The organism is Mycobacterium sp. IDUB_36 (genome assembly GCF_055419225.1).
Map to the genome: position 1 here is coordinate 232,775 of NZ_JBVAXH010000002.1, position 18,238 is coordinate 251,012.

21 protein-coding genes are annotated in these 18,238 nt (G+C 65.3%); 10 read left to right on the top strand and 11 right to left on the bottom strand.

Going from position 1 to position 18,238, the window contains the following annotated elements; genetic code table 11:
- Window position 1 precedes the first annotated feature (1 nt).
- From ACZYW1_RS19465 to ACZYW1_RS19485, 5 genes are all read right to left on the bottom strand, one after another.
- Entirely contained in the window at window positions 2-1,168 is a 1,167-nt protein-coding gene (locus tag ACZYW1_RS19465) for a glycosyltransferase (RefSeq protein WP_463788120.1), read from the bottom strand.
- Window positions 1,165-2,334 carry a SpoIIE family protein phosphatase gene (locus ACZYW1_RS19470; RefSeq protein WP_463788121.1) on the bottom strand — a complete coding sequence of 390 codons (1,170 nt, stop codon included), beginning with the start codon at window positions 2,332-2,334 and terminating at the stop codon, window positions 1,165-1,167. The genes ACZYW1_RS19465 and ACZYW1_RS19470 overlap by 4 nt, the downstream gene beginning before the upstream one ends.
- Window positions 2,331-3,071, bottom strand: coding sequence for an alpha/beta fold hydrolase (locus ACZYW1_RS19475; protein WP_463788796.1), 741 nt, complete (start codon window positions 3,069-3,071; stop codon window positions 2,331-2,333). The genes ACZYW1_RS19470 and ACZYW1_RS19475 overlap by 4 nt, the downstream gene beginning before the upstream one ends.
- Window positions 3,072-3,247: 176 nt before the next feature.
- Window positions 3,248-5,455: a catalase/peroxidase HPI gene (katG, locus tag ACZYW1_RS19480; RefSeq protein WP_463788122.1), complete on the bottom strand. Its 2,208-nt coding sequence runs from the start codon at window positions 5,453-5,455 to the stop codon at window positions 3,248-3,250.
- A 36-nt stretch (window positions 5,456-5,491) separates the two neighbouring features.
- Entirely contained in the window at window positions 5,492-5,908 is a 417-nt protein-coding gene (locus tag ACZYW1_RS19485) for a Fur family transcriptional regulator (RefSeq protein ID WP_463788797.1), read from the bottom strand.
- A gap of 256 nt (window positions 5,909-6,164) precedes the next feature.
- On the opposite strand from ACZYW1_RS19485, the gene ACZYW1_RS19490 reads away from it, so the two are divergent.
- Window positions 6,165-7,655, top strand: coding sequence for an FAD-dependent monooxygenase (locus tag ACZYW1_RS19490; protein WP_463788123.1), 1,491 nt, complete (start codon window positions 6,165-6,167; stop codon window positions 7,653-7,655).
- Here ACZYW1_RS19490 and ACZYW1_RS19495 read toward each other — a convergent pair.
- Together ACZYW1_RS19495 and ACZYW1_RS19500 are read right to left on the bottom strand one after the other, a co-directional pair.
- Complete coding sequence (locus ACZYW1_RS19495) at window positions 7,652-8,098, bottom strand: SRPBCC family protein (protein ID WP_463788124.1); 447 nt, start codon at window positions 8,096-8,098, stop codon at window positions 7,652-7,654. The two genes, ACZYW1_RS19490 and ACZYW1_RS19495, sit on opposite strands and share 4 nt — an antisense overlap.
- A 37-nt stretch (window positions 8,099-8,135) precedes the next feature.
- Window positions 8,136-8,552, bottom strand: coding sequence for a ferritin-like domain-containing protein (locus tag ACZYW1_RS19500; protein ID WP_463788125.1), 417 nt, complete (start codon window positions 8,550-8,552; stop codon window positions 8,136-8,138).
- A 142-nt stretch (window positions 8,553-8,694) separates the two neighbouring features.
- Between ACZYW1_RS19500 and ACZYW1_RS19505 the strand changes: the two genes are divergently transcribed.
- Window positions 8,695-9,924 (top strand): osmoprotectant NAGGN system M42 family peptidase, encoded by a 1,230-nt coding sequence (locus ACZYW1_RS19505; protein ID WP_463788126.1) that lies wholly within the window; start codon window positions 8,695-8,697, stop codon window positions 9,922-9,924.
- A 6-nt stretch (window positions 9,925-9,930) separates the two neighbouring features.
- Here the strand turns inward: ACZYW1_RS19505 and ACZYW1_RS19510 are convergent, their stop codons facing one another.
- On the bottom strand, window positions 9,931-10,980 hold the full coding sequence (locus ACZYW1_RS19510) for an epoxyqueuosine reductase (RefSeq protein ID WP_463788127.1): 1,050 nt from the start codon (window positions 10,978-10,980) through the stop codon (window positions 9,931-9,933).
- Window positions 10,981-11,267: 287 nt separating this feature from the next.
- Between ACZYW1_RS19510 and ACZYW1_RS19515 the strand changes: the two genes are divergently transcribed.
- Together ACZYW1_RS19515 and ACZYW1_RS19520 are read left to right on the top strand one after the other, a co-directional pair.
- On the top strand, window positions 11,268-12,074 hold the full coding sequence (locus ACZYW1_RS19515) for a lytic transglycosylase domain-containing protein (protein WP_463788798.1): 807 nt from the start codon (window positions 11,268-11,270) through the stop codon (window positions 12,072-12,074).
- A gap of 44 nt (window positions 12,075-12,118) precedes the next feature.
- Window positions 12,119-12,436: a DUF1330 domain-containing protein gene (locus ACZYW1_RS19520; RefSeq protein ID WP_463788128.1), complete on the top strand. Its 318-nt coding sequence runs from the start codon at window positions 12,119-12,121 to the stop codon at window positions 12,434-12,436.
- A 17-nt stretch (window positions 12,437-12,453) separates the two neighbouring features.
- Here the strand turns inward: ACZYW1_RS19520 and ACZYW1_RS19525 are convergent, their stop codons facing one another.
- The 3 genes from ACZYW1_RS19525 to ACZYW1_RS19535 all read right to left on the bottom strand — a co-directional run bounded on the left by ACZYW1_RS19525 (window position 12,454) and on the right by ACZYW1_RS19535 (window position 14,250).
- A complete protein-coding gene (locus ACZYW1_RS19525; RefSeq protein WP_463788799.1) occupies window positions 12,454-13,083 on the bottom strand; it encodes an FKBP-type peptidyl-prolyl cis-trans isomerase in 630 nt (209 codons plus the stop codon).
- Between the two features lie 81 nt (window positions 13,084-13,164).
- A complete protein-coding gene (locus ACZYW1_RS19530) occupies window positions 13,165-13,611 on the bottom strand; it encodes a DoxX family protein (RefSeq protein ID WP_463788129.1) in 447 nt (148 codons plus the stop codon).
- A 3-nt stretch (window positions 13,612-13,614) separates the two neighbouring features.
- On the bottom strand, window positions 13,615-14,250 hold the full coding sequence (locus ACZYW1_RS19535) for a class I SAM-dependent methyltransferase (RefSeq protein ID WP_463788130.1): 636 nt from the start codon (window positions 14,248-14,250) through the stop codon (window positions 13,615-13,617).
- Window positions 14,251-14,352: 102 nt separating this feature from the next.
- Between ACZYW1_RS19535 and ACZYW1_RS19540 the strand changes: the two genes are divergently transcribed.
- The 6 genes from ACZYW1_RS19540 (at window position 14,353) to hadC (ending at window position 18,133) form a co-directional block, all read left to right on the top strand.
- Complete coding sequence (locus ACZYW1_RS19540) at window positions 14,353-14,568, top strand: DUF3072 domain-containing protein (RefSeq protein ID WP_463788131.1); 216 nt, start codon at window positions 14,353-14,355, stop codon at window positions 14,566-14,568.
- Window positions 14,569-14,590: 22 nt separating this feature from the next.
- Window positions 14,591-14,884 (top strand): hypothetical protein, encoded by a 294-nt coding sequence (locus tag ACZYW1_RS19545; RefSeq protein WP_463788132.1) that lies wholly within the window; start codon window positions 14,591-14,593, stop codon window positions 14,882-14,884.
- A 211-nt stretch (window positions 14,885-15,095) separates the two neighbouring features.
- Window positions 15,096-16,673, top strand: a complete 1,578-nt coding sequence (locus ACZYW1_RS19550; protein ID WP_463788133.1) for a PPE domain-containing protein — start codon at window positions 15,096-15,098, stop codon at window positions 16,671-16,673.
- Window positions 16,674-16,829: 156 nt separating this feature from the next.
- Entirely contained in the window at window positions 16,830-16,958 is a 129-nt protein-coding gene (locus tag ACZYW1_RS19555) for a hypothetical protein (protein WP_463788134.1), read from the top strand.
- Window positions 16,959-17,069: 111 nt separating this feature from the next.
- Complete coding sequence (locus ACZYW1_RS19560) at window positions 17,070-17,513, top strand: cysteine peptidase family C39 domain-containing protein (RefSeq protein ID WP_463788135.1); 444 nt, start codon at window positions 17,070-17,072, stop codon at window positions 17,511-17,513.
- Between the two features lie 68 nt (window positions 17,514-17,581).
- The gene (gene hadC / locus ACZYW1_RS19565) at window positions 17,582-18,133 is read left to right on the top strand and encodes a (3R)-hydroxyacyl-ACP dehydratase subunit HadC (protein WP_463788136.1); all 552 of its coding nucleotides are present in this window, start codon (window positions 17,582-17,584) and stop codon (window positions 18,131-18,133) included.
- Window positions 18,134-18,238 lie beyond the last annotated feature (105 nt).

An 18,238-nucleotide genomic window follows, 5' to 3' on the forward strand; every position in this document is an offset into this window, starting at 1 on the left:
GCTAGCCGGCGTCCGCGACGCTCTCTACGAGATCGGCGGCGCAGGAGGCGCTTTCGTGCGGTGTCATCATCTGGTTGGCAATATTGCGGGCCCGGGCGATGCACTCCGGCGTGAGGACGGCCGACAGATTGACGATCAGCGAATCCAGCGTGACCTCCGAAAAACTCTGCGCAGCACCGATCTGCAGTTGCTCGATCCCCGCGGCCCACACCGGTTGGTCGAGCCACAGCCACAGAATCAGCGACGGCACACCGGCACGCATCGCGGCCGCGGTCGTTCCCGCCCCGCCGTGGTGGACCGCCGCCCGGCAGGCGGGCAGGATTGACGCGTGGTTGACCGCACCGACGATTTTCACGTGGTCGAAGTGGTCGTATTCGGACAGGTCGTTGGGCCCCGCGCAGATAAGTAACCGCTCGTTCAACTGAGCGGTGGCCGCGATCATTGTCTCGACGATGTCGGCGGGGGGTGAGATCGGTGTGCTGCCGAGCCCGAAATAGATGGGGGCCGTACCCTCGGCGATCCACGACGACACCGCGTCGTCGTCCTGCGTCGACGCTTCCAGGGTGAGCGCCCCGGCGAATGGCTTGCCGGGCTCGGCCCATTGGGCAGGTTGACCGGGCAGGCAACGCTCGTCGTAGGCCTGGATCTCGAGCAAAGGCGCCGCCGGCTCCGCCGTCTCGGGCAAGTTCAGCGACTGGCGCAGCGGCTGCTCGCAGCGCGCTGCCAGCTGCGACCGCAGCACCCCGGCCGGATGAATGCGCGACGGGAAGAAATGCAGTGCTACCAACGGAATACGGCGGTATTCGGCGATATTGGTGGCAAGGCGCTGCTCGTTCATGCCGGCAACGAGTAGGTCGGCGTTCTCGGCCAGCGACGCCAGCGCCGTGCCCTTGTCCAGCCAGACGTGGCTGACTCGCTCCACGATCTCGGGCAACGCGCCGTAGGGGTTGCTGACGTGGCCTCCGAAGAAGCCGGCCGCGCCGTCGAGTTGCGCATGGGAGTCGGGTCCGTAGGCGACAGCGGAGAGCCCAGCCAGTTCGACGAAAGCGAGCAGGTTGGGCGGGACCGCGATGTGGACGTCGTGGCCTCGACGCTGCAGCTCCTGCCCGACTACGGCGCACGGTTCGACATCACCCCGACTGCCGTATGCCGCCAGCACACATTTCATCCCGGAACGCCCAGCGCCAACACGGCGACGTCGTCCTCCAGACCTGAACCGAAGCCATCCAGCAACGACTGAATCGCCGCCACAATCTCCGAAGCGGTGGCCGGCGCCTGCTCGGCAGCGAATTCCAGTAGTGCTCCGTGAAAGTCGTAACGCTCGGCGCCGCGGCCGACCCGCGCCTCGGTCAACCCGTCGGTGTACAGGACCAACGTGTCGCCCGCTCCGAGGCGAATCCGGGTATCCACGAAACGCGGCTCCATCGGTATCCCGACGGGATGCCCGCCGATGAGGTCGGCGTACCGCGCCGCGCCGTCCGCGCCGAGAACCAGTGGGGGAAGATGACCGCCACTGGCGAGGTGGACGTCGAATCCGCCCTCAGTCGGGTTGAGGATACCGAAAACGACTGTGGCGAATTGATTGACGGTGTCACGGAACTCCTGGCTGAGCACCGTGTGCAGGTTCTGCAAGACCACGATCGGGTCGGCGTCGAACGCCGCCGCGGCCCGCAACGTGTAGCGGGTCAGTGAAGTCACCGCAGCGGCACCGGCACCCTTGCCGCTCACGTCCCCGATGAAGAACGCCCATTTGTCGTGTGCCAGCGGGAACAGATCGTAGAAATCGCCGCCGACGTCGTCGGCAGAGGCGGCGTGGTAGAGGGCGGCCGCATTCAGCCCCTGCGGGGGTGAAAGCAAGGGCGGCAACAATGTACGCTGCAGGGTCCGAGCGAACAGCTGGACCCGCACGCGTTCGCTCTCGACCCGCTGACGCTCGTCGAGGAGTTCCCGCTCGTACGAACGACGGATGCCGGCGTCGTGAAACGTGATGCGCATCAGGACCGGTCGGCCCTCGCTGTCGGACTTGACGTTGGCGGTGACGAATACCGGAAGTCGACTACCGTCTGCGGTCTTCAGATCGACCGTAACCCCGGCAAGCTGGCCCTGCAGCTGCAACAGCGGCGCGAAGTGCGTCTCGTAGTGAATGAGACTACCCACCGCCAACAGATCGGTGAAAGGCTTGCCGATCAACGCGTTTCGCTCGAATCCGAGCCACGTCAACAGCGTGGTGTTCACATTGAGGATGCTTCGATCAGGGCCTGCCACCACATAGCCGCAGGGCGCGTTCTCATAGAGGTCCCCGGCGCTTTCGCTCAGGACCGGCTCCGACGTCACGTCGTGCCGGCGAACGCGGCGATGGCCTCGGCGGTGTCGTCCGGAGCACTGAGCTGGGGGCAGTGGCCGACGGCGTCGAGTGTGACCAGTTCGCTGCCTTCGATTCGTTGCTGGACGTAGGCGCCGACCTCGCGGGGCGCCAACGTGTCCTGTGCGCATTCAATTACCAAGGTGGGCAACGACACTCGAGGAAGATCGGCTCTGTTGTCGGACAGGAAAGTGGTCCTCGCGAATACTCGCGCGCACGCCGGGTCGGTGCGACAGAAGCTGTCAGTGAGCTCGTCGACGAGTTCAGGCCGATCCGGTGTACCCATGATCACCGGCGCCATCGACTTCGACCACCCCAGGTAGTTGCTCTCGAGCGAGTCCAGGAGGTCGTCGATGTCGGTGCGAGAGAAGCCGCCGCGATAGTCACCCTGGTCGAGGTAGCACGGTGAGGGAGTGAGCAGGACCAGTCGGGCGAAGCGGCTCGGATCGGTCGCGACGGCGAGCACCCCCATCATCGCGGCCACCGAATGACCGACGAATGTCACCTCGCGCACGTCCAGCTCGTCGACGATCCCGAGGATGTCGTCGGCGTAGCCCTGCAACTGCGCGTAACGCGTCGGGTTCCAGGCCGAGGGGTCCGATGCGCCACAACCGACGTGATCGAACAGGATCAGTGTGAAGTTCGATGCCAGTCGGGCTTCGACCAGCCGCCACAACTTCTGATCACACCCGAAGCCGTGAGCGAGCATGATCGCGGGACCGCCCTCGACTCCGGCGATCCGCACGTTGTTCCGCGCCAGCAGACTCACGCTCTCATAATGCCACCGCGGTATCCGGGATCCGTCGGCGCTGGTGTGCAGCGCCACAGCACTGCGCCCCACGAACCGAAGCTCGCGGGGCGCAGCGCCGTGCTGAACGATCGTGTCTACTTCAGGTCGAACCGGTCGTTGTTCATCACCTTGACCCACGCGGCGACGAAGTCCTCCACGAACTTGCCCTTGTTGTCGTCCTGCGCGTAGACCTCGGCCAGCGCACGCAGCACCGAGTTCGAGCCGAATACAAGGTCATTGGCGGTCGCGGTCCACTTCAGCGCACCTGAGGACCGGTCATGACCCTCGTAGACGTTCTCCGCGGATTCCGACGCCTTCCACTCGGTGTTCATGTCGAGCAAGTTGACGAAGAAGTCGTTGGTCAACACACCCGTCTTCTCGGTGAACACACCGTGCTTGCTGCCGCCATGGTTGGCGCCGAGTGCCCTCAGGCCACCGATCAGCACGGTCAGCTCCGGACCGGTCACACCGAGCAGGTAAGCCCGCTCGACCAAGAGCTGCTCCAACGGCGCCTTCTCCCCGGCACGCGCGTAGTTGCGGAACCCGTCGGCGCGAGGTTCCAGCACCGCGAACGACTCCACGTCGGTGCTGTCCTGCGATGCGTCGGTGCGACCCGGCGCAAAGTGCACCTCGATCTCATAACCGGCTTCCTTGGCCGCCTTCTCGACCGCCGCAGAGCCGGCCAGCACGATCAGGTCGGCCAGCGAGATCTTCTTGCCGCCGGCGGCGGAGCCGTTGAAGTCCTGTTGGATCCTCTCCAGCGTCGCGAGCGACTTGCTCAGCTCGGAGGGCTCGTTGACCTCCCAGTTCCGCTGCGGCTCAAGGCGAATGCGTGCACCGTTGGCGCCACCGCGCTTGTCGGTGTTGCGGTAGCTGCCCGCCGACGACCACGCGGTCTTCACCAACTGCGGCACCGACAGACCGGAGTCGAGGACCTTCTTCTTCAAGTCCGCGACGTCGTTGCCGTCAACCAGCTCGTGGTCGACCGCCGGTACCGGGTCCTGCCACAACTGCGGCTCCGGCACCCAGGGACCGAGGTAACGGGAGATCGGTCCCAGGTCACGGTGCAGCAGTTTGTACCACGCTTTGGCGAACGCGTCCGCCAGCTCGTCGGGGTGATCCAACCACCGCTTGGTGATCTCGCGGTAGATCGGGTCCTCACGCATCGAGACGTCGGTGACCAGCATCGTCGGGGCGCGACCCGGCCCACCGAACGGGTCGGGGATGGTGCCTGCACCGGCGCCGTCCTTGGCGGTGAACTGCCACGCGCCGGCCGGGCTCTTGGTCAGCTCCCACTCGTAGCCGTACAGCGTCTCGAGGTAGGTGTTGTCCCACTTGGTCGGCGTGGGTGTCCACACCACCTCGAGACCGCTGGTGATGGCGTCCTCGGCTTTACCGCTGCCATACGCGCTCTTCCAACCCAACCCCTGCTGCTCGATCGGAGCCCCCTCGGGCTCCGGCCCGACCAGTTCGGCATCGCCGGCGCCGTGAGTCTTGCCGAAGGTGTGCCCACCGACGATCAGCGCGGCGGTCTCTTCGTCGTTCATCGCCATCCGGCCGAACGTTTCCCGGATGTCGGTCGCGGCCGCGACGGGATCCGGCTTGCCTTCCGGTCCTTCGGGATTGACGTAGATCAGGCCCATGGTGGTCGCACCGTAAGGCTGTGCCAGATCCCGCTTTCCGGAGTAGCGCTTGTCGGTGCCCAGCCACTCGCCCTCTTCGCCGAAGTGGATCTCTTCCGGTTCCCAGACGTCTTCGCGCCCGAAGGCGAACCCGAAGGTCTTGAAGCCCATCGATTCCAAGGCCACGTTGCCCGCGAGCACCAGGAGGTCAGCCCAGGAGACCTTGTTGCCGTACTTCTTCTTGACCGGCCACAGCAGCCGTCGAGCCTTGTCCAGGTTGCCGTTGTCGGGCCAACTGTTCAGCGGGGCGAAACGCTGCAGACCCTGGCCGCCACCGCCACGACCGTCGTAGATGCGGTAGGTGCCCGCGGCGTGCCAGCTCATCCGGATGAAGAAGCCGCCATAGTGTCCGTAGTCGGCCGGCCACCAGTCCTGCGAGGTGGTCAGCACCGACACCAGGTCGGCCTTGAGCGCGTCGACGTCGAGGCCGGAAAACGCCTCGGCGTAGTCGAACCCGTCACCGAAGGGATTTGCCTGCGCCACCTGCGGATGCAGCCTCGAGACGTCGACCTGATCCGGCCACCAGTCCTGGTTCGTCAGTGGTGCATGCGATTTCGGCTCTGGCGCGGACAGTGCCGGGTTCTCGCTTTCGCTGCCCTTGTGGGTTACGTCGGATGACACAGTGTTCCTTTCAGCGGTGGGTGTGACGGGCTGTGATCACGGTTGTGATCGGGGGGAAGCAGTCGAACAGTTGGGGCACAGACCCCAGTAGATGACTTCGGCCTCATCGAGAACGAAGCCCTCCAAGACGTTGTCGTCGTCAGACGGCGTCAGACACGGCGCTTCGCCGACCGCACAGTCGATGTCGTTGATCACGCCGCAGGATCGGCACACGACGTGATGGTGGTTGTCGCCGACGCGCGACTCGTAACGGGCGACCATGCCCAGCGGTTGGATCCGTCGAACCAGTCCGACGGCGGTCAGCGCGTTGAGGACGTCGTATACCGCTTGGCGCGAGACATCGGGCAGGCCGCCGCGAACGGCCGACAGAATGGTCTCGGTGTCTGCGTGCGGATGTTCGTGAACAGCTTCGAGCACAGCGACCCGGGGTCGGGTCACCCGCAGGTCGGCCATCCGAAGCTGCGCCGGGTAATCCGTCGACGTCGACGACACGAACCCAAATATGCCGCGCTTATCTGGAGTCAGTCAAGACCTGATCTGGAGTTGGTCAAGAATTAAGCAGACCGATTAGCGCTCCACGCGCACAGAAGAAAAAGGCCTCCGCCCTCACCTTCAACATATAGCGGACCCGTGGGCTTGCCGCAAGACCGGGGTCGTGCTCCAAAATGGCTGGCCGAAGCCGAAACTCAGCACGTCGGAGAGGTTGCCAGTGAGCGTTGACGCAGGCCCGGAACATGCCGTGATCGTCGCCGGGGGAGGGCCGACGGGGCTGATGCTGGCCGGGGAATTAGCCCTGGCCGGCGTCGACACGGCGATCGTCGAAAGGCGGGCCAATCAGGATCTGACCGGTTCGCGGGCGGGCGGATTGCATGCACGCACCATCGAGGTTCTGGATCAGCGTGGGATCGCGGATCGGTTTCTGGCCGCAGGAAAGCCGGCGCAACTCGCGGGGTTCGCCCAGATCCGGCTCGACATCAGCGACTTTCCCACTCGGCATCCCTACGGACTTGCGTTGTGGCAGAACCAGATCGAGCGGATCCTGGCTGACTGGATCGGCGAGCTGGAGGTCCCGATCTACCGCGAATGCGAGATCGCCGGTGTCACGCAGGGACCCGACGGGGTCGACGTTCGGCTGTCCGACGAACGGCGACTGCGAGCCGACTACCTGGCCGGCTGCGACGGCGGACGCAGTGTCGTACGAAAGTCGACAGGCATCGGCTTTCTTGGATGGGACCCGACGATGAGCTATCTGCTCGCCGAAGTCGAGATGACCGTCGACACCGGGGGCGAACCCGAGTGGGGGGTTCGTCACGACGACGTGGGCGTGCACGCACTCAGCGAGCCGGCCGACGGGCAACCCGTTCGGGTGATGGTGACCGAAGAACACCTTGGCGGCGGCGATCCAACCCTGGCCGAGCTGCGTGAAGCGGTCGCAGCGGTATACGGGCCGCATTACGCAATCCACAGTGCCGCTTGGATTTCCAGGTCGACGGACATGGCCCGGCAGGCCGCGGCGTATCGCGACGGCCGGATCCTTCTCGCGGGCGATGCCGCACATGTGCATCACCCGATCGGAGGCCAGGGTTTGAACACCGGTGTCCAGGACGCGATGAACCTCGGATGGAAGCTGGCCCTGGTGGCCAACGGGTCGGCACCGGACAGTCTGCTGGACACCTACCACGCCGAACGTCATCCGGTTGCCGCGCGGGTGTTGCGCAACACGATGGCGCAGATGCATCTGCTGCGTCACCCCACCGATGATCGCGTAAAAGCGTTGCACGACATCATGTCTGACCTCTTGGCGATGGACGAGCCGCGTCGTCGTTTCGCCGCGATGATGTCCGGCCTGGATATCCGCTACGACCTGGGCTCTGAACATCCCCTGGTCGGTCGCCGGATGCCGGATCTGGACATCGTCACCAACAACGGCCCGGTGCGGGCCTTCACTCTCCTGCACGGTGGTCGCGCGGCGCTGATCAATTTCGGCGAGCCGGGCGGTCTCGATGCTTCCGGATGGATCGACCGGGTGGCCGTCGTCGACGCGAAATACGCTGGAGCCTGGGACATTCCGGCGCTCGGCGTGCTCGACAATCCGGCGTCGGTGCTGGTGCGGCCCGACGGCCACGTGGCGTGGGCCGGCAGTGACCGCGACGCGGGACTCGTCGCAGCGCTCAACAGGTGGTTCGGGCCACCGAGCTAAGCGTCGCCACGCTTGATCTTCAGGACCCGTTTCCGCAGGCCGTCGGTGGCCGTCTCCATCAAACCCTTGGCACCCTTTTTGATCAGGAATCCCGGGATCGGAATGGTCGGATCGACGGTCAGCTCGAAACTGACCCGGGTGGAATCGCCGTCGGCACTCAACGTGTAGCGGCCCTGCTGAGCGCGCTGCTGCTTCGAACTGACCAGCGTCCAACTGACTCCGTCGTCGTGAACCGAGTAGTCCAGCACCTGCTCATCGGTGACGCCCACGATCTTCACCACCTGACGCGACTTGGTCGGATGCCCCTGCTCGTCGCGCTCGAGCACCTCGACCTGCTGATGAGTCGACGACCACTCGGTCAACGACTCGAGATCGAACAGCACATCCATGATCTCGTCGGGCGATGCCTCGATGACGATCTCGCGAGATTCGGTGACAGCCATGCCGCCATACTGCCAGCCACCGACCGCCGATCGTGGATCAACCCTCGAGGGCGTCCTGCAGCTCCCGCACGTGGTCCTGCGTCTGCTGGAGCAACGGGCGAAGCGCCTCAGCCACGTCCGGCAGGCCGAGCTCGTTGGCTTCCACCACCCGCTTCCGGTACCGCTCCAGCTGGCGCTGTTCCAACTCCACGTCCGCCCTGAGGGCGGCAACACCGTCCGCAACGTCGGGCACCTCAGGCACCTTCACCGTCGGCTTGCCACCCAGGAAGTCGATCTGCTGGGCCAGGATCTTCGCGTGCTCGAGCTCCTGGGAGAGGTGGGTGTCGATTTCCTCGGCAATCGAGTGATACTCGGGTCCCTTGATCGTCGCCGCGTGCTGGATGTACTGCACAATCGATTGATACTCGGTGCCCAGATCCTCGTTCAGACTCTCGATGAAACCCGTCTTGTCCATGGCGTGAGGTATCACCCGAGACGTTGGTCTTGAAACCTGACCACTACGTTCGACGGTACGTGTCGGGGCAGCTTGACGGACCCGACTATCCAGCAACGGTGCTGATTGGATCTGAATCGGGAACAAGCACAAGGGAGACAACGTGGGCAAAACCGCGGCCATGCCCGAGTCCGACCGCGCGTGGATGATCGATACGCTGCTGGCTCTGCTGCAGACCCCGAGCCCGTCCGGGCGTACCGACGTGGTGATGCAGTTGATCGGTGACATCTTCAACGACTTCGGCGTGCCCTTCTCGTTGACCCGTCGCGGCGCGTTGATCGCCGAACTTCCCGGAAAGTCGGAGACCACCGACCGCGCAGTCGTCGTTCACGCCGACACCATCGGCTGCATGGTGCGCTCGCTCAAGGACAACGGGCGCCTCGAGCTGATCCCCGTCGGCACCTTCTCGGCGCGCTTCGCCACCGGTGCGCGTGTGCGCATCTTCAGCGACGACCCGGACGAGTTCATCACCGGCACGGTGATGCCGCTCAAGGCCAGCGGCCACGCTTTCGGCGACGAGATCGACACGCAGCCAACCGACTGGGAGCACGTCGAAGTCCGGATCGATCGCAAGGTGTCCTCGCGCAAGGACCTCGTCCGGCTCGGCATCGCGGTGGGGGACTTCGTCGGGTTGATCACCAGCCCTGAGCTCGCTGCCGACGGTTTCATCGTGTCGCGTCACCTGGACGGAAAGGCCGGGGTCGCGGTGGCGCTGACCTTGGCGCGCAACTTCTCCGAACGCAAGGTCGTGCTCCCGCATCGCACCACGATCATGGTCACGATCACCGAGGAAGTCGGCCACGGAGCCAGTGACGGGCTGCCGGCCGACGTCGCCGAGCTCGTCTCGGTCGACAACGCGGTGTGCGCCCCGGGCCAGCACTCCATCGAGGACGGCGTCACGATTCCGATGGCCGATCTGCACGGCCCGTTCGACTATCACCTGACCCGTAAGCTGTGCCGTCTCGCCGAGGAACACAAAATCCCTTACGCGCGAGACGTTTTCCGCTACTACCGATCCGACGCCGCGGCCGCGATCGAGGCCGGTGCGGGCACCCGCGCCGCGCTCGTCGGTTTCGGCCTCGACGGCAGTCATGGCTGGGAGCGCACCCACATCGAGTCCCTCGAGGCGACCTACAACCTGCTGCACGCCTGGCTGCAGACACCGTTGACGTTCGCGAAATGGGATGCTCAACCGTCCGGCCAGCTGCGCGACTTCCCGTCGTCGAAGCAGCCGGCGCCGACGGAGCAGTGGGTGCCATTGGCCCGCGGCGAACACGGCGAACCGGGCGACGTGTCCCCGGGCTCGCACTGGCCACCGCCGGACGTGCCCTAGGCCGACCTACCGCTGGCCGCGACCGACGACTCCACCGTCGACCACCTTCACCGGCTTGTGCGGAAAGCGCTTCTCCGCGTACTGCTTGGCGGCTGAGTTCGGCAGGACGTAGAGCGTTTCCCGCTTGTCCTGCAAGGGTTTGAGCACGCGATCCATGAAGTCCTTGCGGTCGTCGAGATACGGCTCGATGACGTCTTCGCCGGCCGGGCACACGGCAAGACAGTAAGCGGCCTTGTAGTTGGGCTTGAACGACAGGCTCTGCCACATCGAGGCGTTTTCGGAGTCGCTGACCCGAGTCCGGAAATCGTCCGCGTCGGCGCTGTCGGCGATCGTCTGCGCCCAATCGGTGAAGCCACCCATGAACTCCCGGTAGTTGTGCGTCGAGCAGGCGAAGAAATCGAATTCGCCGTCTTTGCCGATCGCCCCGACCGGACAGGCCGCCACGCACAGCTTGCACTCGAGGCACGGGGAGTAGTCGAGAGGCTGACCGTAGGAGCTGATCTCGGCGTCGACGAGAATCGTGCCGAGCAGAACGAAGTTGCCGAACTTCGGGTGGATGACGTTGCGGTGGATACCCATGACGCCGAGTCCGGCGGCGACGGCGACAGGTTTGTGAGCCACCACCCAGATGCGGCCCGGGAATCGATCCATCTCCATCGGAAAGGTGGCCGATGGATTGAGCGCGCGGTAGCGCCGATCCTCCAGGATGCGGGTGATGTCGCGCGCGGCCTCGTTGAGAATCTCGCCACTGCGGTGGAACTCCTGATTGGCCACGCTGCGCGCTGTCGATCGAACATTTTCGCGATTCATCTTGACTACCAAGGAGATATAACTTCGCGCGCCGGGCAGGGCTTGCTGAACGTGGGGAATCTCGGACGCCAGGTCGGGATTGTCCACCGACGCGAACGCCACGTCGTCGGCACCGGCTGCCAAGCAGATCGTTCTGAGCCAGTCGGCGTCGAGAACGTCGCTTCGTTGTGGTCGATCGGCCCGTTCGGCGATCACTTTCCGAACGGTCGGGTGCTCGGCGAGGCGGCGGGGCAGCGGTGGCGTCATGCTGGATATACTAGACTATACTCAGATCCGATGTGTGGTAGCGGAGCCAGCGAGCATGGGGTGCAGACATCGCCGGGGATTCTCGCCGCGGCATCTGTCCGGTCCGTGATTTGATGTGCATTGCCGCACTGTCAGCGGCTGTCTAGCCAGAAAGCACATAGATGGGCCGTCACCGCTTGATCGCGCTGCCGATGCTCGGCGTCATCCTGCTCGTGCTGGCCGGCTGTTCACACCCGCCCGGTCCGCAGGCGCCACGGGCCGCGGCGGACCCGAACCCACCGACCACCATGACGGTTGCGGCAGCGCCGAAGCCGCCCGAGGGTGCCCAGCCCCGGCTGGCGTCGAATCCCGGGCAGGCGGCCGACGATCTGGTCGCCGACGAACACACCCTGCGCGACCCGTCGTCCGGGGACGCCGCGCTGGTGGCGGCAGCACATCGCCAGCAAGCCGCCTACCGTGCGATCGGGTTGCACCCTGACTGGGACGCCGTCGCCCGACCGCGCATTCCTGCCGCGCTGCTCGACGTCTACGACCGCAACGTCGACGCTCGGCGTGCGCTCAACGCGATAACCCCGGCCCGCACGACGTTGCCGGCCTGGCGGATCGTCGCGCCGGCTCCGGCCGACCAGTTGTTGGGCTTCTATCACCAGGCGGAGTCGGACACCGGGGTGTCCTGGAACTATCTGGCCGCGATCAATCTGGTCGAGACCCGACTGGGCAGCATCGACGGTGTGAGCACCGCGGACGCTCAGGGACCCATGCAGTTCCTGCCGTCGACTTTCGCGGCCTACGGACAGGGCGGTGACATCCACTCTCCGCGTGACAGCATCAGTGCGGCCGGGCGGTATCTGGCTGCGAACAATTTCGCCGGCGACCGGGACCACGCCCTCTACCGCTACAACCACGCCGCCGAGTACGTGCGCGCCGTCAATCAGTATGCGGCGCTGATCGGCGGCGATCCGGCCGCGTTCAGCGGCTACTACCGGTGGGATGTCTATTGCCGGACCACATCGGGAGATGTGTTGCTGCCCATCGGTTATGCTGCCGCGTCGCCGATCCCGGCCGCCGAATACATCGCGTCCCACCCGCAGTGATCAGGTCGATCGGTCGGCAGTGCCGACCGGCGTAGTGTGCTGGAGTGTCCATCTACGCGCTGAACTTGTTCGACGTTGCTGATCGTGCCGAATATCTGGAATATGCGCGTCGCTCACCGGAACACGTCGGTGCGCACGGCGGCCGCGTTGTCGCGCTCGGGCAATTCCAGGAAGCGATCCTCGGCGACGTCGAGCCCCGCCGGGTGCTCATCCTCGTGGAGTGGGAGTCCAGGGCGGCCTTCGACTCGTATTGCAACGACCCGCAATTGACCGATCTTCATGCGCATCGCGAAAACGGGTCCTCGAACTACGTCTGGCACTTGTTCGACAGCTTGGAAAGCCTTCGGCCCGTTCTCACATAGCGCCACCGAGCCGGCGCTCAGCTTCCGGCGGTGAGGATCTTGATCGCGAAGATGAGGCTGTCGCCCTTCTGTATTCCCGCCTGCGGCTGACCTTCGGGGTATCCGTCGGCTGAGCTCATCGCCACGGCGACGGTGGAGCCGACCTTCTGTCCGGCGATCGCCTTCTGGAAGCCCGGAACGACTCCGTCGAGCGGGAATTGGGCCGGGGTGCCGCGCTCATACGCGCTGTCGAACACCTTGCCGTCGCGCCCATCGACACCCATGTAGCAGACCGAAACGGTGGCTGTGGGCGCCACGACGGGGCCGTCTCCGGCACGGAGCGTGTGCACCTCGGTCTCGGTCACGCTGAACGGTTGGGTCACAGTGATCCGAGGAGCGGCTTTGTCCGTGGACCCGGTCACGCCGATGCTGCCGGTTGCACCACTGAAGGTCCACTCCGGGTTGCCCTCTTCGCCAGGCGCCTGAGTGGGGCAGCCGGAGTCGGCGGTTGCCGGCGGTGATTCGGCGGCGGTCATGGCCGGTGCGGCGAAAGACGACGTGCTCGGCGACGACGCCGGCTTGTCGGAACTGCATGCGGCCACTGCGAGGACTGCTGCTGCGGCGCAGGCAGCGAGCCCAACCGAGGAATACATCCGGGAGACATTCACGGTGGTCACGTTACATCCGGACGAGAGAACAGCTCGTCCACCCTGCGTTTCAGCTACATGCCATGGGTTGGGCCGGCGATGTCACCGGTCGGCCTCGGTCGTTCTGGCGGCAGTCGGTCGCGATCTGCGGGCACGCCACGCCGACCACGCCCCGGTGGACCACAGCGCCCACAGCACCAGCAGCGGCTGAAACACCAGACGGATTCCGCGGGCGAGGTCGGAGTCCAAGCCGAAAGCAGCTGTGTGGGTGAGGAATTGAGAGATGTTGCCGGGGAACACCAGGACAAAAAAGGCGGCAACGATCCAGCCGACCGGTACCCGCCACCGCGTCAGTGCCATCAAGCCGACTCCGAGCAGGATCTCGACGACGCCCGAGGCGATGATGACGAAGTCGGCGTCAATCGGCAGCCAGGGTGGCACCTGTGCACGAAAAGTGGCACGGGCGAAACTCAGGTGGCTGATCCCCGCGAAGGTCAGAAAGGCGCCGAGCAGAAGGCGTGCGGTCGCGCGCGCCGGTGACTGGCTCATCAATTAGCTTGTCGCCAGCAGTGTTTGAGCCATGCCGAAGCCGTGGGCTCGACGGTGTCGCTGGATGCTGAATCCGGCTGACTCCAGCGATCGGGAAAGGCCGTCGCCACAAACACCTTTCGCGTGCCCGGGCTCCATCACGGCGAGGTAGGCCGAGCTGAGCAGACTGGCGGGGAACGGAGGCTGGTCGAGGTCGACGGTGGCGAACAGACCGCCGGGACGAAGCACCCGCATCGACTCCGCGATCGCCGAACTGCGGGCAGGCTCGGGCACCTCATGCAGGCCGAACACCGACATCACCGCATCGAACGACGCATCCGGAAACGGCAGCTCGGAAACGTCACCGACCGTCAACGTCACGTTCGACACACCTGCGGCGCGCAGCTTTTTCCGGCCTACCTTGATCATCTCCGGCGAGATGTCCACTCCGACAATCGAGTTCGCGGGGCGCAATCGCGACAAGAGTCGCGACGCAAAGCCTGTCCCGGCACACAATTCCAGCACCTCGAGTGATGGACCTGAAGCTGCCACCAGGTCGACGACGCGCCGGTGCGGGCGCCCCGGCAAGAGCGGGTTGGCGGCCTCGAGAACCTCTCCCGCCAGCGCGAACTTCACCCGATTGCTCCACGAAGCCGCCATGCCGCCAGGGTAGCCACAAACCAGTCCGGACGGGCGTCCACGAATACCCGATGTTTCGAACGTGTGTGCGACGGCTATTCCGTGGCCGGAGGTGATCGCGACATGAGCGACAACGCACAACAGGCACCCAAGGAAACCGCGGAGAAGGACCCCGCCGACTGGGTCACCGGAGACGAGCCGATGACGGGTCCGCAGCGGAGCTATCTGCACACGCTGGGCCAGGAGGCCGGCCGGGAGATCCCGGACAGCTTGACGAAAGCCGAGGCGTCCAACCTGATCGAAGAATTGCAGCAGACCAGCGGGCGCGGTGTCGACTGAGTCAGCCTCAGGCGGCTGACTGATGGCCGAACCGGAGATCACCGATGACGGGCGGTACATCGTGGTCAACGGTCGCAAGTGGCGTGCCACCGATCCCTCGATCCCGGAGGATCGGCGAACCGAACTCGTCCACATCTTGATGGCGTGGCGGCGCGAGGTGCGGCGAACGCAGGGGACACCGCGCGAGTCGTCGGCACGCGCGGGTGTGCACGCCACGAAGGTCGCCTTGGGGGAGCGTGGCAGTCCGCCGTGGTGGGAGCAGACCGACGAGCAACGGCGCAGTCGTTGGCAGGCGGAGATATCCGAGCCCGAGTGAACGGCATCGATGTCGCGCACCTGCGCGAATCACAGCTTCGACACGCCGGATTTATGCCTTTGGCCTGAGCGTCGCCACGGCCGTTGATAACGACAACCATTGTCATTTATCGTTTCGGCGACCAGTGGATCTCTCCAGCCCAGGAGCTGCCGGATATGACGTTGCCGACCAGAGTCGCGCCGATCGCTGGGCGCAGTGCGGACTTTTGCTTATGACCGCACCGGTCTGGATGGCCTTGCCGCCCGAGGTGCACTCAACTCTGCTCAGCAGCGGCGCGGGGCCGGGGTCTCTGCTGGCTGCCGCCGAGGCATGGAATTCGATGAGCGCCGAATACGCCTCGATTGCAGACGAACTCAGCGCGGTCCTGGCGTCGACGCAGGCCGCGACGTGGCAGGGGCCGAGCGCTGAAAGCTATGTAGCTGCACATACCCCGTATCTGGCGTGGCTGACCGAGGCAAGTGCGCAAAGCGCGGTGGCGGCCGCCCAACACGAGACCGCCGCGTCGGCGTACACCGCTGCCGTCGCCGCGATGCCGACCCTGCCGGAATTGGCGACCAACCACATCGTCCACGGTGTCCTTCTTGGCACGAATTTCTTTGGTATCAATACGATTCCGATCGCGGTCAACGAGGCGGACTATGCCCGGATGTGGGTCCAGGCCGCCACCACCATGACCACGTATCAAGCCGTCTCGAGCGCAGCCGTAGCGTCCACACCGGAAGCCGAGCCGGCGCCGCCCATCTTGAAGGCCGAAGCCGACGATCACGACCATGATCACGATGGCGACGACGACCACCATGACCACGACCACGGGTTCGACAGCCCGTTCAACCGGCTCATCGCCCAGATGCTGCGACTGGTCGACCTCGAATACGACCCGCTCGAGGGGACGCTCAACGGCGTGCCATTCCATGAGTACACGGATGCGGCGGACCCCCTCTGGTACGTCGTCCGATCGCTTGAGCTGAATTCGCAATTTCAGCAGTTCGGGTCGCTGTTAGCCGAAAATCCCACGGCCGCTTTCCAATTCATCGCCGAAGTCACACTGCTCGACTGGCCCACTCACATTGCGCAACTCACCAGTCTGCTTCCGGCGCAGCCAGGGTTGTACCTGGTGCCGGCGCTCCTCGCCGTCGCCCCGTTGGGCGCACTGAGCGGATTCGCGGGCCTGGCCGGGCTCGCACCGCCGCCCGCGCCCTCAGGTGTACCGGCCGGGTCGCCGACGCCGGCCCCGCTCAGCCCGGTCGCGTCATTCGGCGCGGCCCCCGTGACTGCACCCGGTGCCGCTCCCACGCCGACGTCCGCACCGGCACCGGCAACCGGCACGGTCGCGAGCACAGTGCCGGCCGCCCAGCCTGCCGTGGGGACGTCGCCCTTCATCCCTCCCTTCGCCGTCGCACCGCCCAGCATCGGATTCGGTTCCGGAATGGGCACGAGCGCCGCGGCCGGAGCGAAAAAGACCGCGACAGAGCCTGATTCGATCGCCGCCATCGCGGCGGCCGCTACCCGCCAGGCCGGGAGGACACGTCGGCGGCAGCGGGCGCAGCAATCAGACCATGGCGACGAGTTCATGGATATGAACGTCGGTGTCGATCCGGACTGGGCTGTGCCGAGAGCAGAGGCCTCCGATCACGGTGCAGGGACGGTCGGATTCGCCGGCGTTACGTCCAAGCGAACGGCCGCGGCGGCGGGTCTGACGACGATTGCCCACGGTGAGTTCGGCGGTGGGCCCACGATGCCGATGATTCCGAGCGGCTGGGGCCCGGGGGAGACGTCGGGCCCGTCCTGAGTCTGACCGGGACTGCCTCGCGAATCTCGCAGCGGAGTGCAAGGGAAATCCCTGTATCGCTTGCCGGGGGTGTTCGCGACAATTCTGCGGAAGAGCGGCCGGTTTTCTCACGTGGAGCACGCTCTGGCAGCTGCGCAAACGTGATGGGAAACGACGATGGCAGGGTCGCTGAGCGGTGTCCGGACGACCTTCGTCAACGCCGCGAGTGCACTCGCTTTCGTGTCGTTGTTCTACGCCGTCGCGGCTGCCGTGCCGGTTGCATCGCCCGCTGCGGTCATGCTCTAGATCGGCAAATCCGCTCTCGAAGCCAAGAGTGCAGCAGGCCTGTACGGCGACCCCGCTGCCGCGGCAGCCCATTGGCAGCTGCAGCAAGGGTTCGACTGTGGCGAAGTCGCAGTGGCTGATGTGGTGGGCGAGATCACCGGGCACCAGCCGACCGGACAGCAGATCGATGAATTGGCTCAAAGCATATCCAGCACAACGTATTCCGGACCGATCTGGCGGCCTTCAGGCTTCACAGACATCCGTGACCTCCCGATACTGCTGAGGCACTACGGGATTCGGGCTCGGTCGGCACAGACCAACCTTGACGACCTCAAGCGGACGTTGGGGATGGGCGGCAAGATCATTGCGATTGTCAATGCCGAGACTTTGTGGAACCGACCGGGCGACAGAAGATGGGGAGATCACTTCGTCGTTGTGACCGGCGTTGACAGCCGGTTCGGCATCGTTCACCTCAACGACAGCGGCATCAGCACCGGGCGTGACGAACAGATTGCGATCGCAGTCTTCGAGCGGGCTTGGGCGACCAACTTCCACTCCGCCGTCATGATCCGCTGACGCAGGTGCTGTGATCAAGATGCGGCGTCTGGCAACGGGGCAGGGTCGAGCGCCGTAGGGTCGTGCCAATGGCACTGAAAACCGACATCCGAGGCATGGAGTGGCCCTACCCCCATCCGTTCGTCGTCGGTCGGGAAGACGTCCGCGTCTTCGCGCAGGCGGTGAAAGCAACGGACCCTGCCAGCCACGATGACGCCGCCGCTGCGGAATTGGGCTACTCCGCTGTCGTTGCCTCACCGACGTTCCCGGCGGTGTTCGCGGCGCTGATCCAACGACACTTTCTTAGTCATGTCGACCTGGGCATGGACGAGATCCAGATGATCCAGGTCGACCAGAGCTTTCGCTATCACCGGCCGATCGTCGCCGGTGACGTACTCCGCGGGACGATGTACGTGGAGTCGGTCAACGAGCGATTCGGTGCCGACATCGTCACGACCCGAAGTGTCTGTACGGACGAGGACGGTACGACGGTCCTCGAAGCGACCACCACCATGATGGGACGCCACGAGGACATGTCGGAGTATCTGACCTGGAATGCCGCTACCGGCCGACACGTACGCACCCCGGGGTGGGTGGGATCGAACGGTGTTGTCGCGTCGGGAGCCGACGCCACCGGATGACGCTCTACCGGTATGCCCCGGCGCCCTGCCTCGGCGGGTGTGCCGCGTCGTAAGTTGGTTCGCAGCGACGAAGGCCACGACCGCGCGCTCGGACCGGGCGAGGGG

Excerpts from the sequence above, each read along its gene's own strand:
- ACZYW1_RS19465 (WP_463788120.1), bottom strand. The coding sequence starts at position 1,168 with ATGAAATGTGTGCTGGCGGCATACGGCAGTCGGGGTGATGTCGAACCG.
- ACZYW1_RS19475 (WP_463788796.1), bottom strand. The coding sequence starts at position 3,071 with ATGCTCGCTCACGGCTTCGGGTGTGATCAGAAGTTGTGGCGGCTGGTC.
- ACZYW1_RS19485 (WP_463788797.1), bottom strand. The coding sequence starts at position 5,908 with ATGGCCGACCTGCGGGTGACCCGACCCCGGGTCGCTGTGCTCGAAGCT.
- ACZYW1_RS19495 (WP_463788124.1), bottom strand. The coding sequence starts at position 8,098 with ATGGCTGTCACCGAATCTCGCGAGATCGTCATCGAGGCATCGCCCGAC.
- ACZYW1_RS19500 (WP_463788125.1), bottom strand. The coding sequence starts at position 8,552 with ATGGACAAGACGGGTTTCATCGAGAGTCTGAACGAGGATCTGGGCACC.
- ACZYW1_RS19510 (WP_463788127.1), bottom strand. The coding sequence starts at position 10,980 with ATGACGCCACCGCTGCCCCGCCGCCTCGCCGAGCACCCGACCGTTCGG.
- ACZYW1_RS19515 (WP_463788798.1), top strand. The coding sequence starts at position 11,268 with ATGACGGTTGCGGCAGCGCCGAAGCCGCCCGAGGGTGCCCAGCCCCGG.
- ACZYW1_RS19530 (WP_463788129.1), bottom strand. The coding sequence starts at position 13,611 with ATGAGCCAGTCACCGGCGCGCGCGACCGCACGCCTTCTGCTCGGCGCC.
- ACZYW1_RS19535 (WP_463788130.1), bottom strand. The coding sequence starts at position 14,250 with ATGGCGGCTTCGTGGAGCAATCGGGTGAAGTTCGCGCTGGCGGGAGAG.
- ACZYW1_RS19540 (WP_463788131.1), top strand. The coding sequence starts at position 14,353 with ATGAGCGACAACGCACAACAGGCACCCAAGGAAACCGCGGAGAAGGAC.
- ACZYW1_RS19545 (WP_463788132.1), top strand. The coding sequence starts at position 14,591 with ATGGCCGAACCGGAGATCACCGATGACGGGCGGTACATCGTGGTCAAC.
- ACZYW1_RS19550 (WP_463788133.1), top strand. The coding sequence starts at position 15,096 with ATGACCGCACCGGTCTGGATGGCCTTGCCGCCCGAGGTGCACTCAACT.
- ACZYW1_RS19555 (WP_463788134.1), top strand. The coding sequence starts at position 16,830 with ATGGCAGGGTCGCTGAGCGGTGTCCGGACGACCTTCGTCAACGCCGCG.
- hadC (WP_463788136.1), top strand. The coding sequence starts at position 17,582 with ATGGCACTGAAAACCGACATCCGAGGCATGGAGTGGCCCTACCCCCAT.